The 15,019-nt window shown below is 58.3% G+C and carries 17 protein-coding genes; 8 read left to right on the top strand and 9 right to left on the bottom strand.

Annotation, left to right across the window (positions count from 1 at the left end; all coding sequences use genetic code 11):
• Positions 1-68 precede the first annotated feature (68 nt).
• Complete coding sequence (locus tag RMR21_RS03495; protein ID WP_498669330.1) at positions 69-677, bottom strand: LysE/ArgO family amino acid transporter; 609 nt, start codon at positions 675-677, stop codon at positions 69-71.
• Between the two features lie 90 nt (positions 678-767).
• Between RMR21_RS03495 and RMR21_RS03490 the strand changes: the two genes are divergently transcribed.
• A complete protein-coding gene (locus RMR21_RS03490; RefSeq protein ID WP_498669329.1) occupies positions 768-1,670 on the top strand; it encodes a LysR family transcriptional regulator ArgP in 903 nt (300 codons plus the stop codon).
• 40 nt (positions 1,671-1,710) lie between these two features.
• On the opposite strand, the gene RMR21_RS03485 is transcribed toward RMR21_RS03490, so the two are convergent.
• Entirely contained in the window at positions 1,711-2,598 is an 888-nt protein-coding gene (locus RMR21_RS03485; RefSeq protein ID WP_498669328.1) for a branched-chain amino acid aminotransferase, read from the bottom strand.
• Positions 2,599-2,830: 232 nt separating this feature from the next.
• Between RMR21_RS03485 and tam the strand changes: the two genes are divergently transcribed.
• The 4 genes from tam (at position 2,831) to RMR21_RS03465 (ending at position 7,197) form a co-directional block, all read left to right on the top strand.
• Positions 2,831-3,601 (top strand): trans-aconitate 2-methyltransferase, encoded by a 771-nt coding sequence (gene tam / locus RMR21_RS03480; protein WP_498669327.1) that lies wholly within the window; start codon positions 2,831-2,833, stop codon positions 3,599-3,601.
• A gap of 231 nt (positions 3,602-3,832) precedes the next feature.
• A complete protein-coding gene (locus tag RMR21_RS03475) occupies positions 3,833-5,071 on the top strand; it encodes a pilus assembly protein TadG-related protein (protein ID WP_498670236.1) in 1,239 nt (412 codons plus the stop codon).
• Between the two features lie 239 nt (positions 5,072-5,310).
• Entirely contained in the window at positions 5,311-6,138 is an 828-nt protein-coding gene (locus RMR21_RS03470) for an aldo/keto reductase (protein WP_498669326.1), read from the top strand.
• 210 nt (positions 6,139-6,348) lie between these two features.
• Positions 6,349-7,197, top strand: a complete 849-nt coding sequence (locus RMR21_RS03465; protein WP_498669325.1) for an SMI1/KNR4 family protein — start codon at positions 6,349-6,351, stop codon at positions 7,195-7,197.
• A gap of 39 nt (positions 7,198-7,236) precedes the next feature.
• Here the strand turns inward: RMR21_RS03465 and RMR21_RS03460 are convergent, their stop codons facing one another.
• On the bottom strand, positions 7,237-7,995 hold the full coding sequence (locus RMR21_RS03460) for an SDR family oxidoreductase (protein WP_498669323.1): 759 nt from the start codon (positions 7,993-7,995) through the stop codon (positions 7,237-7,239).
• Positions 7,996-8,098: 103 nt separating this feature from the next.
• On the opposite strand from RMR21_RS03460, the gene RMR21_RS03455 reads away from it, so the two are divergent.
• Positions 8,099-8,527 (top strand): winged helix-turn-helix transcriptional regulator, encoded by a 429-nt coding sequence (locus RMR21_RS03455; protein ID WP_498669322.1) that lies wholly within the window; start codon positions 8,099-8,101, stop codon positions 8,525-8,527.
• On the opposite strand, the gene RMR21_RS03450 is transcribed toward RMR21_RS03455, so the two are convergent.
• Entirely contained in the window at positions 8,528-8,920 is a 393-nt protein-coding gene (locus RMR21_RS03450) for a hypothetical protein (RefSeq protein WP_498669321.1), read from the bottom strand.
• A 217-nt stretch (positions 8,921-9,137) separates the two neighbouring features.
• Between RMR21_RS03450 and RMR21_RS03445 the strand changes: the two genes are divergently transcribed.
• Positions 9,138-10,703: a helicase HerA-like C-terminal domain-containing protein gene (locus RMR21_RS03445; protein WP_498670235.1), complete on the top strand. Its 1,566-nt coding sequence runs from the start codon at positions 9,138-9,140 to the stop codon at positions 10,701-10,703.
• A gap of 66 nt (positions 10,704-10,769) precedes the next feature.
• Here the strand turns inward: RMR21_RS03445 and RMR21_RS03440 are convergent, their stop codons facing one another.
• Positions 10,770-11,078: an Atu4866 domain-containing protein gene (locus RMR21_RS03440; RefSeq protein WP_498670234.1), complete on the bottom strand. Its 309-nt coding sequence runs from the start codon at positions 11,076-11,078 to the stop codon at positions 10,770-10,772.
• A 43-nt stretch (positions 11,079-11,121) separates the two neighbouring features.
• A complete protein-coding gene (locus tag RMR21_RS03435; RefSeq protein WP_498669320.1) occupies positions 11,122-11,853 on the bottom strand; it encodes an SDR family oxidoreductase in 732 nt (243 codons plus the stop codon).
• Between the two features lie 127 nt (positions 11,854-11,980).
• Here RMR21_RS03435 and RMR21_RS03430 point away from each other — a divergent pair, with 127 nt between their 5' ends.
• The gene (locus RMR21_RS03430; RefSeq protein WP_498669319.1) at positions 11,981-12,877 is read left to right on the top strand and encodes a LysR family transcriptional regulator; all 897 of its coding nucleotides are present in this window, start codon (positions 11,981-11,983) and stop codon (positions 12,875-12,877) included.
• 4 nt (positions 12,878-12,881) lie between these two features.
• Here RMR21_RS03430 and RMR21_RS03425 read toward each other — a convergent pair whose 3' ends face one another.
• Genes RMR21_RS03425 through RMR21_RS03415 form a run of 3 tightly spaced genes read right to left on the bottom strand, consistent with a single transcriptional unit; the run spans position 12,882 to position 14,913 of the window.
• Positions 12,882-13,661 (bottom strand): VOC family protein, encoded by a 780-nt coding sequence (locus RMR21_RS03425; protein WP_498669318.1) that lies wholly within the window; start codon positions 13,659-13,661, stop codon positions 12,882-12,884.
• Positions 13,654-14,163, bottom strand: a complete 510-nt coding sequence (locus tag RMR21_RS03420; protein ID WP_498669317.1) for a DUF1579 domain-containing protein — start codon at positions 14,161-14,163, stop codon at positions 13,654-13,656. Before RMR21_RS03420 ends, RMR21_RS03425 begins: the two co-directional genes overlap by 8 nt.
• A gap of 21 nt (positions 14,164-14,184) precedes the next feature.
• A complete protein-coding gene (locus RMR21_RS03415; RefSeq protein ID WP_498669316.1) occupies positions 14,185-14,913 on the bottom strand; it encodes a DUF899 domain-containing protein in 729 nt (242 codons plus the stop codon).
• Positions 14,914-15,019: the final 106 nt, after the last annotated feature.

Raw genomic sequence — 15,019 nt, 5'->3', positions numbered from 1 at the left:
CTATGTCCTGAATATTGTCGCAGATACTGTGCACGCTGCGCGCACCATTTCAAATCGAAATCAACGCCTCATGCGTCCGTCAACAGCTTGATGGCGATAAGCCACATGGTCAGCGCGATGGCGCCTTCCAGCACACGCCACGCCTTGGGATTGGCAAAGACCGGACGCAGCCAGCGCGCGCCGTAACCCAGGCAAAAGAAGAACAGGAAGGACGCGGTGACCGCACCGGCCCAAAACGATGTTTCCGAGCCAGGAAACTGCGTGGATATGGTGCCGAGCAGGACGACCGTGTCCAGATAGACATGCGGATTGAGCCATGTCAGCGCAAGGCAGGTGGCAAGTATCGATCCGAGCGAGGCGGCCGTGCCGGATGCCGCGACAAGAGCATTGGCAGGGCCAAGCGCCGATTTCAGGCTTTTTGCACCGTACCAGAACAGAAAGGCCGCACCGGCGTAGCGCATGGCCGGTTCCAGCGCGGGCAGGATGGCAGCGATCTGGCGGAAGGCCGTCACGCCGACGGTGATCAGAACCGCATCGGATATGGCGCAGGTCAGCACGACGGCAGCCACATGTTCGCCCCGCAGCCCCTGCCGCAGGACGAAAGCGTTCTGCGCGCCGATGGCAACGATCAGCGTCAGCCCCATCGTCAAGCCCGTCACATATGTCGAAAAATCCATAAACCTGCCCTTGTTTCAGGCTTTGAATAAGATGCCTTCATGGTTTAATCCAGTTAATGATTCTTACGTCGATTAAGGTGGGCTAACTTCATGCTTGATTACGCGGCACTTCGCGCTGTTTCTCTTGTTGTCCAGACCGGCAGCTTCGAAAAGGCGGCTCTTGCCCTGCATGTGACGCCCTCCGCGATCTCTCAACGGGTCAAACAGCTGGAAGAACGGCTGGGTGTAGTGCTGATCCTGCGTGGCAATCCATGTACCGCAACCGAAAAGGGAGAGTGGGTCTGCCGACACATGGAGCATGTGGGCATGCTCGAAACCGAACTGTTCGGGCAGTTACCTGCCCTCATTGCGCCAGACGAGCCGGGGCAGAGGGTCACGCTTCACGTCGCCACCAATGCAGACAGCCTCGGCACGTGGTTTCTGAAGGCCATATCGAGCTTTGCCACCGACCGGGATTATCTGCTGAACATTGCCGTTGACGATCAGGACCATACGGCGGAATGGCTCCAGCGTGGACGGGTTCTGGCAGCCGTTACCAGTCTGGACAAGCCGGTGCAGGGATGCCGCGTCACACCACTCGGGTCGTTGCGATACCGTGCCACGGCCAGCCAGCCGTTCATGACCCGCTATTTTGCTGGTGGTGTAACCGAAGCGCGACTGTCGCAAGCGCCTGCCCTCACCTTCAACCAGAAGGACAGGCTGCAGCATGTCTGGGCCTCAAAAGTGTTCGGTGCACCCGTCGTGCACCCCACCCACTGGCTTCCCTCCACGCAAAGTTTTGTGGATGCGGCCGTGTTGGGCATGGGTTGGGGCATGAACCCCGACCTCTTGGTGCGGGACCACCTGGCATCGGGGGATCTGGTGGAACTGGTGGCGGGAACGCCGTTGGATATCCCGCTGTTTTGGCAGGTGAACCGGCTTGCGGCCGACAGGCTCAAGCCGTTGACGCAAGCGGTGGTGGATGCGGCACGGGGCGTGTTGGTGCAAGGTTAAAAGGTTAAGCCGCAAACGCAACGTCTGCGGCTTGGCTTCCTTACTCCGCCTCAACGTTCGCAGAGGCCGACCATTCCATATACAGGTCCAGCGCCTTGCGTGCGACGGGACCGGCCTGCAATTCCCGGTCATCCAGCTTGGTGACTGGAGAAACCTTGGAATAGTTGCCCGAGCAAAAAATCTCGTCGGCCTCGCGGAAATCCTGCACCGACAGCGTGGCTTCGCGCACGTCGAAACCGGCCTGGCGCAGAAGGCCCATGACGCGGGATCGGGTGATGCCGGCGAGGAACGTGCGGTTGGGGACGGGCGTAAAGACGACGCCATCCTTGACCATGAAGACATTGGCCGATGATGTTTCAGCGACATTGCCGTTCATATCCAGCATCAGCGCACCACCAAAGCCGCGCGAACGGGCTTCCAGAATGGCGCGTCCGCTGTTGGGATAAAGGCTACCGGCCTTGGCATCGGTCATGGCCGTTTCCGGCGACGGGCGGCGAAGGGACGAAACGGTGAGTGTGACGGGGGTGCCCGCATCCATCGGCGCTTCGAACAGGCACAGCGCAAAGCGGGTGGAGGCGGCGTCCGGTGCCACGATGCTGCCGGGCATGCCGTGTTCGGCCCAGTACATCGGCTTGATGTAGATCGCGACTTTGCCATCGAATTTCGTCACGCCTTCCAGTGCGAGCTTTTCGATCTCTTCCGGGGTCATGGTGGGTTTCATGCCCATGCTGACGGCCGAGCGATTGACGCGCTGGCAGTGCTGATCCAAATCCGGCGCGAGCCCGTTGAACCAGCGCGCACCATCGAACACCGTGGATGCCAGCCACATGGCGTGCGATGTTGGCCCGATGAGCGGAGGGTTGCCGGGAAGCCACTGACCATCGACATAGGTCCAGGTGGGGGAGCGGGGTGCTGTATCAACGGACATGACATTCTCCTTATGCAATCGCCGGAATGAATGCTGCCGCGCCTTTGACGTCAAGACCAAAATCCGTCCATTCCCGGTTTTGATGGAAAGTTACGAAAAACCAGCCATTTCCAAGGATTTTATTGCGCGATGCGCCAACGGCGTCGATGGATGCATCACGTTTTTTGATGGTTGACCGTCTGGATGGCGGCTGGTCGTCATGCGATATTCGCCCCTGACAAAGGAGTGCGATATGGTCTGGTCCGCGCAGCAATATCTGAAATTCGAAGACGAACGAACCCGCCCTGCCCGCGATCTGCTGGCGCAGGTGCCGCTGGAGCGTTTGACGGCGGGTTACGATCTGGGTTGCGGACCCGGTAATTCCACCGAGCTTCTGGCGGAGCGCTATGGCGTCAACGTCATCACCGGCATCGACAGCGATACCGACATGCTGGAAAAGGCGCGCTTACGGCTGCCCAACACCCAGTTCCAGCAGGCTGATCTGGCCACGTGGCTACCGAAACAAAAGGCTGATCTTTTCTATGCCAACGCGGTTTTTCAGTGGTTACCCAACCATATCGACATCCTGGAAGCGCTGATGGATCACCTCAAGCCGGGTGGGGTGCTGGCCGTGCAGATGCCGGACAATCTGGACGAACCGACGCATCTGGCGATGGAAGAGACTGGCGCTGCCGGACCGTGGAAAAGCGCATTCGAAGGCAGCAAACTGCGCCGCCAGATTCTGCCGTCACCGCCCACCTATTTCGACCGACTTTCCCCGAAATCGGCCCGCTTGGATGTTTGGCACAGCATCTACAACCACCCCATGAAAAACGCTGAAGCGATTGTCGAGTGGGTCAAGGGCACAGGTCTTCGCCCGTACCTGAACGCGGCGGGCGAGGAACATCGTACGGCCTTTCTGGCCGACTATCTGACCCGTATCGACGCCGCCTATCCGCCGATGGCAGACGGACAGCGTCTGCTGCGTTTTCCAAGGTTGTTCGTTGTGGCTGTCAAACGCTAGAAATGGATGCCTGCAGGTCATCCTTCGCGCGTTCCAGCACGACATGAACGACGGCGTATATCCTATCGTTTCCAAGAGATTGACGGAATAACTTCACCTGATATTAGTTATCTGTCGAAACCAGATTTCAATCTTGCCCCTGTATATTTTAAGGCAATTCTATTGCTGGGGTAAGACGTGCGACATTTTTGGCGAGAAAAATCGGGTAATTTCGGCATTTTGACGGCACTCATGGTGGTTCCGATTTTCGGGACGGCGGGTGTTGCGCTCGATATCAACCAGGCGATGGCGGTAAAGGCAGACCTGCAGAACGCGGCCGACGCCGCGGCGCTGGCGTCCGTGGCCAAAGCATCGAAGGAAGTCGAGGCAGCCCGCAAAATGGCAGGCAACGGCAGAATCGAAATCGCCAATGCCGATGCTCTCAGCTTTTTCAGAAGCGATGCCGTCGGTCGTGATGATTTCGACGTGGAATCCGTCGAAGTCTATGTCGAGAAGGTCGGCAACAGCGTCCAGGCGGCTGTGAGCTTCAAAGCCACCGTTCAGACATCGCTGACCCGCATCCTCGGCAAGGACTTCGTGACCGTTTCCGGCAAGGCGACGGCAAAGTACGAGACCGAAACCTATAGCGATTTCTATCTGCTGCTGGATAACACGCCCTCCATGGGCGTTGGCGCGACACCGGCAGACGTGAAGACGATGATGGACAACACCAAGGACAAATGCGCCTTTGCCTGTCACGTGGTCAGCGCAGATGGTGTCGATGACCAGAACAGCTATTACCACCTCGCCAGGAAACTCGGCGTGACCACCCGCATCAATGTGGTGGCACAGGCCACCGCCGCGCTGATGGACACGGCGACGTCGCTGCGCAAGACAAGCGATCAATATCGCATGGCGGTCTATACATTCGGTGAAAAGGCACAGGACGCCAAGCTGACTGAAGTCGTGCCGCTGACAAGCAATCTGGCAAATGCCAAGAAGAAGGCTGCGACCATTGACCTGATGTCAGCCCTTTCCAAGAAGAACGCCGAAAGTCAGTTGACAGACTTCGACAAGACATTGACCGAACTTGGCAACAGTATGGGAACCGTCGGCAACGGCACAAGCTCTGCTTCGCCGGACAAGGTCGTGTTCTTCGTATCCGACGGTGTGGGTGACAGCAACAAGCCCGCCAGTTGCACCAAGAAGGTCAATAATGGGCGCTGCCAAGAGCCTATCGACGTCAGGTTTTGCACGGCTTTGAAAGAAAAAGGTTACAGGATCGCGGTGCTCTACACCACCTATCTGCCCCTGCCGGAGGACACTTGGTACAACGACTGGATCAGCCCCTTCCAGTCGCAGATCAGCACCAGAATGCAGGACTGCGCAACGCCTGGTCTCTATTTCGAAGTCAGCCCGACGGAAGGCATCAGCGACGCCATGGCGGCTCTGTTCAAACGCATCATCACCTCGCCGCGTTTGACGAGTTGAGAACAGCACAGCTGGTTTGACCGGCAAACATTTAATGGAAACAACGATGCGGGCCTCGGGGCCCGCATTTTTCGTCGGTTAGATGATCGTCTTTGCGCCCCGCGCTTGAGGCCGTGGAATCGACTGTCGTTTGAGGAATGTTGCGGTTGCGCCTTGAACAAATCTGCAGCCAACACACTTATCCCCATGACATTCCTGTCCGCATCCCTGCGGGCCCACTCCCACAACGGAGAAAAACCATGCACACAGTGAACGCCAATGGTGCGAACATTCCGGCTCTCGGCTTCGGTACATTTCGCATGCCGGACGACGATATCAACCGCATCCTTCCGCAAGCTCTCAAACTCGGCTTCCGCCATGTCGATACGGCGCAGATCTACAAGAATGAAGCATCCGTGGGCGAGGTCATCGCCAATTCCGGTATTGCGCGCGGCGACATTTTTCTCACCACCAAGGTCTGGGTCGATCAGTACAAACACGACGATTTCGTCAAATCCGTCGATGAAAGCTTGAAAAAGCTGAAGACCGACTATGTCGATCTTCTATTGCTGCACTGGCCAAAGAGCGATGTGCCACTGGCAGAGCGTATCGGCGCGTTGAACGAGGTGCACAAAGCCGGGAAGGTCCGCAATATCGGAATTTCCAACTTCAACGTGGCGCTGACAGAAGAAGCCGTGACGCTTTCCGACGCGCCCATCGCCAACAACCAGATCGAATACCACCCCTATCTCGACCAGACGAAGGTCATCGAAGCCGCCCGCAAACACGGTCTTTCCGTCACAGCCTATTATCTGATGGCGGATGGCAAGGTGCCGGGTGACGCAGTGTTGAAAGACATCGGCGCAAAACACGGCAAGACCGCCGCGCAGGTGGCGTTGCGCTGGGCCGTCCAGCAGCCGGATATCATCGCACTTTCCAAGACGGCGACAGAAAGCCGGTTGAAGGAAAATTACGACATCTTCGATTTCGAGCTGTCCAGCGACGAAATGCAGGCGATTTTCGCGCTGGCGAAAAAAGATGGCCGGATCGTCAACCCGGGGCATCTGGCACCGGAATGGGATGATTGATCATAGAGATCACCACTCAAGGAGCCCGGCCAAAAGCCGGGCTTTTCTTTTGGAAGGTGGACTTGCAGCGATAGAGAGGCGTCGATAAGCTCCTCAACTCTGGATTTCAACTCGGGTAAGGTGATGCCAGGTTTTATTGGACGACGCGGCTTTATGGCTGGGATGTCGGCGCTTGGATTTTCGGGCACAAGTGCGGCAAGGGCTCAGACTATGCCTTCGCAGTGGGACAGGATCGTCGAACAGACCCGCCTGTGCCAACTTGCGTCCCTGAAGTTGAACTTCACAGGCGACTGGCGCTTCTACAAGCCACCGCGTTTCAAGATAAAGCCTCCCGCTGAAGAAAGTCGTATCGTTCGCGTGGAACAGCAGATCGGCCGGCCGCTGCCCAAGACGTTGCGGCATTTCTTCAAGGAGTGCAGCAGCGGGATCGACACGCACTGGCTTTTGCCGGGACATATGTCGGATACTGATGGACCCATCGACCTCAAATACGCGCTCGTGCCGCCCAAGCCATTTTCAGATGAAAAGAACGAGCCGCTGATCAACAGCGGCGGTCTGCGGATAGACCTCGATGAGATCGCGGGCCTCTGGGCGGCGCGACAGGACTGGATTGCAAGCTTCAGGGAAGCAGCTGCCGAAGCGCAGGACGAAGGCGGCAAGGCGCATTACACCGTTTTTGCCAATATGATGGAGCGCGGGTTTCCGATCACGACCAATGGCGGCGGCGATATCGTCGCTATTGATATGGAGTCCACCGGCGAAGAACTCTTCATGAGCTTCCATGACGGGGCCGACGAGCCCGCATGGCTTTTCGGGCAAAACCTCCTCGATCACCTCGAACAGCAAAGTCGGCTCAACTTCATAGGCTTCGAAATATACATCCTCGACATCTTCGCAAACGAAGAAAGCGGCAGGGCGGCCTTCGACAGGTTCAATGCGGGATACAAGGACCGGGAGACGGTTGAGACATACGAGCTGGCTGCCATGAGCGGGTGCGTGATCGATTGGACGACGGAAAACGGCAAGGCGTGGCGGGCATGGCTGGGCCTGACGGCGTAGCACCGCACGCCTGTGAGGCGTGCGGCTTTTGCAAAGCGCTCAGGCGTGCATCCCGTTCACCATGCCGAACACCTGATCGAAATTGCCGTTTTGCGCCGCGAACCTCAGTGGCTTGCAGCGTTCGACGACGATTTCGGCCGCGTCCGGCTGGTTGGTCATGATGTCCATCACCTCGGCAATATAGGCGTCGAGCGGCATGGCGCGCTCGTCGGTTGCCTGATGATCGCCCTGCAACGTCGTCTGAACGTAAGGCGGGATGATTTCAATGACATCGACCGAAGTGCCCTTGAGCTGTTCGCGGATCGCCATCGAGTAGCCGTGGATGGCGAATTTCGTGGCGCTGTAGGTGGGTGTCGCCACCATCGGCACAAAGGCGAGGCCGGATGAGACCGTCAGCACTGTCGCCTTCGGCTTCGTGAGAAAATGCGGGAGCAGAGCGGCCGTAAGGCGGATAGGTGCCAGAAGGTTGGTGGTGATCGTTTCTTCGGCGATGTCGAGATAGTCGGGTGCCGCCTTGATATCCTCGTTCTTCATGATGCCGGCATTGTTGATGACGGCGTTGAGATCGGGGTGGTCGCCAATGAGCTTATCGGCAAACGCACGAATACCCTGCGCATCCGCCGCATCCATCGTGGCCCAGGCCATGCCCGGATTGGCCGTGGCGACCTCCTGCAATAGCTCCGCACGGCGACCGGAGATGATGACCTGATTGCCCAGCGCGTGAAACGCTTCCGCCAGCGCACGACCAATGCCCGAACCGCCGCCTGTTATGAGAATGGTGTTGCCTGTGACGTTCATGGGAGGACCCTTCCTTGTTGCTGAGCCAAAACGTAAGTAGGATGTCTCCCAAAGGGTAGTAGGCACCCGAAAGATTTATACTGACCGAACGGAGAGTGTCTGGATGAAAAGGCATCTGGCCGATAGCACCATCGAAGAACAACGCAAGTACCCGCCACCGGAAGAGACCGACCCGGTTATCGAGGCGCTGGTGCGCGACATCATCGCCAAGGTTGCGGACAAGTGGACGATGCTCATTCTGGAACTTCTGGAAGAAAAGGGCACGCTGCGCTTCACGCAGATCGGCCATCATGTCGGCGGTATCAGCCAGAAGATGCTGACGAAAACCTTACGCCAGATGGAATGCGACGGGCTGGTGAAGCGTGTCGTCCATCCCGTCATACCACCGCATGTGGATTACTGCCTGACGGCACTGGGAAACAGTCTCGGTAGCGCCTTTTGCGGCGTGTGGATCTGGGCCGAGACCCACCATGCGGATATAGAAAAGGCGCGGAAAGCGTTCAACGAACACACACCGCGCCCTCAAGTGTAATCAGGCGAACTGGCTCAGACCCGGAACGGATGCGATGACCTGATCTACGGTCTCGTCGCCTGCGTGCTGACGGGCGATAGCGATGGTTTCCTTGGCCAAGGCGGAGATTTCGCTCATGCCGAGGCCCTGGCTCATCAGTTGCTGGCCGAGACCCATGATGCCGCCGCCGCCGATGGCGCTCATCAGACCGCCGAGCAGACCCCCGCCGCCCTGGCCTTCGCCGTTGAAGCGGGCAACCAGATCAGGCGCGCCAGGAATGGCTTCGATCATCTTGGCAACAGGCGCATCATCGGCTTCGCGCTGAAGAAAGCCCAGCATCATGCCCAGCGCCTTTTCGGCCTTGTCGTGTTCGATACCAACCTTGTCGGCAATCTGGGTAACGATTTCGCTCATAGTTTTCCTCCTGAAAACGAATAAATGACGTTAACGTCAACGTAAAACAACTGAAGTTTGGACACAAGGTGGGAAATCGCGGCGCGACCAAGTTTGGCGGGCCTGCTTCAACAACCTTATCAAACAGTTGTTGAGCGCGCAGCCAGTTCCTATAAGACTATTGCAAATATTAGACAAAGGGCATCGCATGCCCGTTTGACCCGGAGGAACTGGCGTGATGTTGCAGGACGGAAAGCTCTATATCGGCACAAGCCGCAACGCCGACGACAGCCTGAACAAGGGCGAGTATCTCGATCTGAAATTCGGCAACCGCCACGGCCTCATCACAGGCGCCACCGGCACCGGCAAGACCGTGTCGCTTCAGGTGTTGGCCGAAGGCTTTGCCAAGGCAGGCGTGCCCGTTTTCTGCGCCGACGTGAAGGGAGACCTGTCCGGCATAGCAGCCAAGGGCGAAGCCAAGGACTGGGTCACGAAGCGCGCCGAGCAGATCGGCTTCACCGACCTGTCCTTCGAACAGTTTCCTGTCATCTTCTGGGACCTCTACGGCGAAAAGGGCCACCGCGTTCGCGCCACCATCGCTGAAATGGGCCCGCTTTTGCTGGCGCGCCTGATGGATGCGTCGGAAGCGCAGGAAGGCGTACTCAACATCGCCTTCAAGATTGCCGATCAGGGCGGATTACCGCTTCTGGATCTCAAGGACTTGCAGGCGTTGCTCAATTATATGGGCGAACATGCATCGGAGCTTTCCAACCAGTTCGGCCTGATTTCCAAATCCTCTGTCGGCTCGCTACAGCGCGGCCTTCTGGTGCTGGAGCAGCAGGGGGCTGAACATTTCTTCGGTGAACCGGCGCTGAAGATTTCTGATATCATGCGGATCACGCCTGACGGACGCGGCACGATCTCCGTTCTGGCCGCCGACAAATTGATGATGAACCCACGCCTTTACGGCACATTCCTGCTGTGGATGCTGTCGGAACTGTTCGAGGAGTTGCCGGAAATCGGCGATCCCGCCAAGCCGAAACTCGTCTTCTTCTTCGACGAGGCGCATCTGCTGTTCAACGATGCGCCGCGCGTGCTGGTCGAGCGCGTCGAGCAGGTCGTTCGCCTCATTCGCTCCAAGGGCGTGGGCGTTTATTTCGTGACGCAGAACCCGCTGGACGTGCCGGAAACCGTTCTGGCGCAGCTTGGCAACCGCGTGCAGCATGCGCTGCGCGCCTATACGCCGCGTGAGCAGAAGGCGGTCAAGACCGCCGCCGACACCTTCCGTCAAAACCCGGCCTTCAGCACGGCAGATGCCATCACCACGCTCGGCACCGGCGAAGCACTGGTTTCGACACTCGGCGACAAGGGCGCGCCCTCCATCGTGGAACGCACCCTGGTTCGCCCGCCCTCGGGCCGCGTTGGTCCCGTTACCGATGACGAACGACGCAGCATCATGAGCACCAGCCCGGTCGCTGGACTTTACGACACGGACCTCGATCGCGAATCGGCCTTCGAACTGCTGGCCGCCCGCGCCCAGAAGGCTGCCGATGCCGAAGCGGCCAAACGGGCAGCCGAAGAACAGGCAAGCCAGCCATCCGAGACCGCGTCCAGCCGTTGGAAGCTGCCTGGCTTTGGTGACGAAGAACCGAAACCGGCCTCCACCACCGGTGGCACACGCAAGACGAGCGGCTACCAGCGCGAAACGGTGATCGAGGCTGCGATGAAGAGTGCGGCGCGCACTGTGGCAAGTTCGGTAGGACGTGCCTTGGTACGGGGCATCCTGGGGAGTTTGCGCCGGTAGGGTGTATCCTTCTTCCCGTCATCCCTCATCCAACTCCGGGATGACGAGGGAGCATTGACGTTTTCCTCACGTCTCCCGGTAAAACACCATTCCTCCGTGATAGAGCACGTCGTCCCTGAACTCGCCATCGGCTGTAAAGCCGGTGTCGTCCCAGTAATCGATGTGGTTGTCCTTCACTGCGTAACGTCCCTGATAGGCGCTTTGGCGTGCCCCCCGGGCTTCATCGTAGCGCCCATTGGGCAAGAGTTCCTGGCGAATGCGACCGTCGCCGGTTACCCACATACCGAGATAAGGATGGTTTTGAGTTTGCGCGGTATCGCTGACGGTCATGGCAAAAGGCGCCTTTCGTAGATCGGTTTCGGTACTGACGGTCATCGCGGCGGCGATGACAAGTGAGGTCGCTAAGAGTGCTTCCAATTCAGCCTCCATGGTTTGCCGTTGGGCGAACAACGATTTCGTTGATGTCGACATCGGCAGGTTGCTCGATGGCGAAGCGGACGGCGCGACCGATGGCATCGGGTTTTAGCGCGACCGAGCGATAGCCTTTCATCAGCTCTGCAGCGGCGCTATCGGTGATCGTTCCAGCCAGCTCGCTTTCGACCACACCGGGGTGGATGCAGGTCACGCGGATGTCCTTGTTTTCCTGACGCAACCCGTCCGAAATCGCACGCACCGCGAACTTCGTTGCGCAGTAGACGGCAGCCGTGGGCGATACTGCAAGCGCTCCGATCGAGGCGATATTGATGATCTGGCCGGATTTACGGCGGCTCATCTCCGGCAACACGGCGGCGACGCCGTACAACACACCCTTGATGTTGACGTCGATCATACGGTCCCATTGGTCAACCTTGAGCGATGACATCAGCGACAGCGGCATGATACCCGCATTGTTGACGATGACGTCGATCTGGCCGAACGCTGTGCGGCCGGCCTCTGCAAAGGCTGCGACGCTTTCCCTGTTCGTTACGTCGAGCGGATGCGCGATGACGTCTGCGCCTGTCTGACGAAGCTCATCGGCCAAGGCCTTCAGACGGTCCGTGCGGCGAGCGCCGATGACGAGTTTTGCGCCCGCCGCTGCAAGTTCACGTGCGATGCCTTCGCCGATACCGCTGGATGCACCGGTGATGAGAACGACTTTATTCAATGCCATGACTAGATCTCCTTGATGTTACGACCCGTCGAATTTTATCCGCGGCGCCGTTGCAACAGAGATAGAGCTTTGACATTGTCGTGAAAACTGCCTCCTTTTTCACTTCAATGGATAGAAATCCTAACCAATGAACATCGATCTCAACGCTCTCTCGATTTTCTGCATGGTGGCAGAAGAGCGCAATTTCCGTGCTACCGCCGACCGCCTCGGCGTCACGCGCTCTGCCGTCAGCCAGACGATCCGCAAACTTGAAGAGAGCATGGGTATAGCACTGCTGCGCCGCACCACCCGCAGCGTCAGCCTGACCGAAGCGGGGCAGCAGCTTTACGCCGACGTATCACCGTCCATTGCCAATCTGGCGCAGGCAACGCTTGCGGCATCGTCACTTTCGACAACCGTGCGCGGGCAATTGCGGTTGGCGGTGTCCTCCATCGCCGAGCGCCTCCTCTCCGGTCCGTTGATCGCACGTTTTACCGAGGCCTACCCCGAGGTCCAGTTGGATATCACCGTCACGGACGAGGAGTTCGATATCGTTGCGGAGCACTATGACGCAGGCGTGCGTCTGGGTGAATTGATCGAACAGGATATGATCGCCGTGCCCGTCTCCGCCGAACAAAGGCAGCTTCCCGTTTGCGCGCCGGCATATCGAGACCGCCACGGCCTGCCATCGCACCCCTTGGAGTTGATCGATCATCGGTGTATCGGCTGGCGCCCCCGCCCCGGCATTGCCCCTTATCGTTGGGAGTTCATGGAGAACGGACGTGAATTTGCGGTCGCCGTTCAACCTGATATCACCACCAACGACATGCAACTGATGATCAAGCTTGCCTGCGCCGGTGCTGGCATCACCTTTGGCATGGAAGAAACATTCCGCCCTTATATCGAGCGCGGACAGTTGCTGCCCATGCTGGAAGACTACTGCCCCGGCTTTGCAGGCTTCTATCTCTACTACCCCAGCCGCCGTAATCTCGCACCGAAGCTGCGGGCCTTTATTGATCATGTGCGGTTACCGAGGGGAAGCTGACCTGCTATTTCTGCGAAGAAACCAGCGAGAAATAGGCTCCATCCGGGTCCTGGCAATTGACGATCCAGCTGCCGCCCGGAACTTCCATCGGGCCGTGGACAACCTTTCCGCCACCGGCGCTGACGCGGGTGATGGCGGCTTCGATGCCATCGACATTGAAGTAGTAGGCCCAGTGGCAAACGGGAACCTGTGGCGGGCGTTTCATGATGCCGCCGATAGCTTTGCCGTTGTGAGCGAAGATACGGTACGGACCCATGTCGCCCATGTCCATGTCGTGGTCCTTGGTCCAGCCGAAGACATCGCCGTAGAATACCATGGCGGTATCGACGTCATCGGTGAAAAGCTCGTTCCAGCCGACATGGCCTCTCAATGTGTGGGTGTCTTCGGGAAAGCCGCCACTCTCCATCGGTAACGGGGTCATGATACACAGGACCGCGCCCGATGGGTCCGTCACCACGGCGAAACGACCGACTTCCGGGATGTCCTGCGGCGGACGCATGATCTTGCCGCCTTTTTCCTCGAACAGTTTTGCCGTGGCATCCACATCATCGACAGCGACATAGCGCGTCCAGTTCGGCGGAATGCCCTCGCCTTTGTGCTGGTCCGTTAGTTCCATCATGCCGCCGACGCCTAACCCATCGGCCTCGAAAACCTTGTAGCCCATCTCCGGCGCGCCGAAATCCTTGAGGTCCCAACCGACGACGTGACTGTAGAATTGGCCCGCGCTATACTTGTCCGACGTCATCAATTCGGACCAGATGAATTTTCCATGGGTATCAGACATCGCTTTTCTCCCTCAATTGCGTGCGGCGGAATTTTGAAGACATGAATTGCTTGAAGCTTCCGTCCGGCTGCAAAACGCTGCCGGAAAAGGTGCGGTTGTTATCGTCGTGCAATGTTACGACATCATGATAGGTGGCGATCTCACCGCTCCCGTCGAACTTCGGCCCTTGCGCTTCCAAGACCAGCGTCTTGCCATCGGCCTCCAGCCAACCCTTGTAAACCCAGAATGTCGTCATCATCGAACCGATCCATGAGCCGACATAATGGCCCTTGATGGGGTCGAAGCCGAGGGTGATGATGGCTGCCATGGGCGAACCATCCGGCATCTTCCCCTTGCCATCGCTGACGATCCACAGCCCGCCGACCGAGCGGACGGTCTCGGTAAAACGCTGCTCGGGATCATCAGGATCGTAACCATCATACCCCGTGCTGGACACCATTTCCCAGTCGCCTACCATGCGCTCCAGAAACGCATGTTCCTTCTGCGGCCTTGCGCTTTCCATCGGTCTCTCCTCCCTCGCAATTTAGTGGCAGCAGCTGGCGACTTTTGGCGCATCCTCATATTGGTCGTGACGACGCACCCAGTTCATGGTGCCCTCCTCATTGCGCCCCTTGGGTACGAGGTCGAGCAGCATCAGTGTCGTCAGCGTCTGTTCCGCACCTCGGGCGTAGGTGGAATAGGTGTGGTAAGTCCTGCCATCCTCGCCTTTGACAAAAACACTGGTGCCGTGCAGGTCCTTCAGATCGCCCATGGCGGGCATAGCGGTGTAGTTATAGGTGATGGTGCCTGAGGCGACGTCTGCATCGCGGAACGAGGCCTGATAATCATAGTTGAAATCACTGGCCTGCGATGAGACCCAAGGGAATTTCCAGCCCATACGGACCTTGTAAGCCTCGATGTTTTCCAGCGGCGCGCGGGACACGGCGACGAAGGCGGCATCGCCCGCTTTCAAATGCGCCATTGCGCCATCGACGTGGTCGGCGAAGAAGGAGCAGCCGACGCAGCCCTCTTCCCAATCCGGCGCCAGCATGAAGTGGTAGACGATGAGCTGGCTGCAAGTGCCGAACAGCTCACCCAGCGATTTAGGGCCAGATGGCGTCTCGAAAATGTAGTCCTGCGTCACCGGCTCCCACGGCAGTGCGCGACGCGCCTCGTTCAACCTGTCACGGGCGCGGGTCAGTTCCTTCTCCTGAACCAGAAGCGCCTTTCGGGCCTCCAGCCATTCCTCCCTGGAAACGACAGCATGCGGCATGATCTCATCCTCCTTCGATCTGTCAGCTATGGTCGATGGACGCGACAGGGCTTCGGTCTGACCGGCAGCCTCATCTTACGCGGATTTTACTTGACTGTTTATGTTG

The organism is Agrobacterium sp. rho-8.1, from assembly GCF_033957725.1.
GTDB lineage: Bacteria > Pseudomonadota > Alphaproteobacteria > Rhizobiales > Rhizobiaceae > Agrobacterium.
Note: the sequence above shows the minus strand (reverse complement) of the source record. Positions and strands in the feature narration are given on the sequence as shown.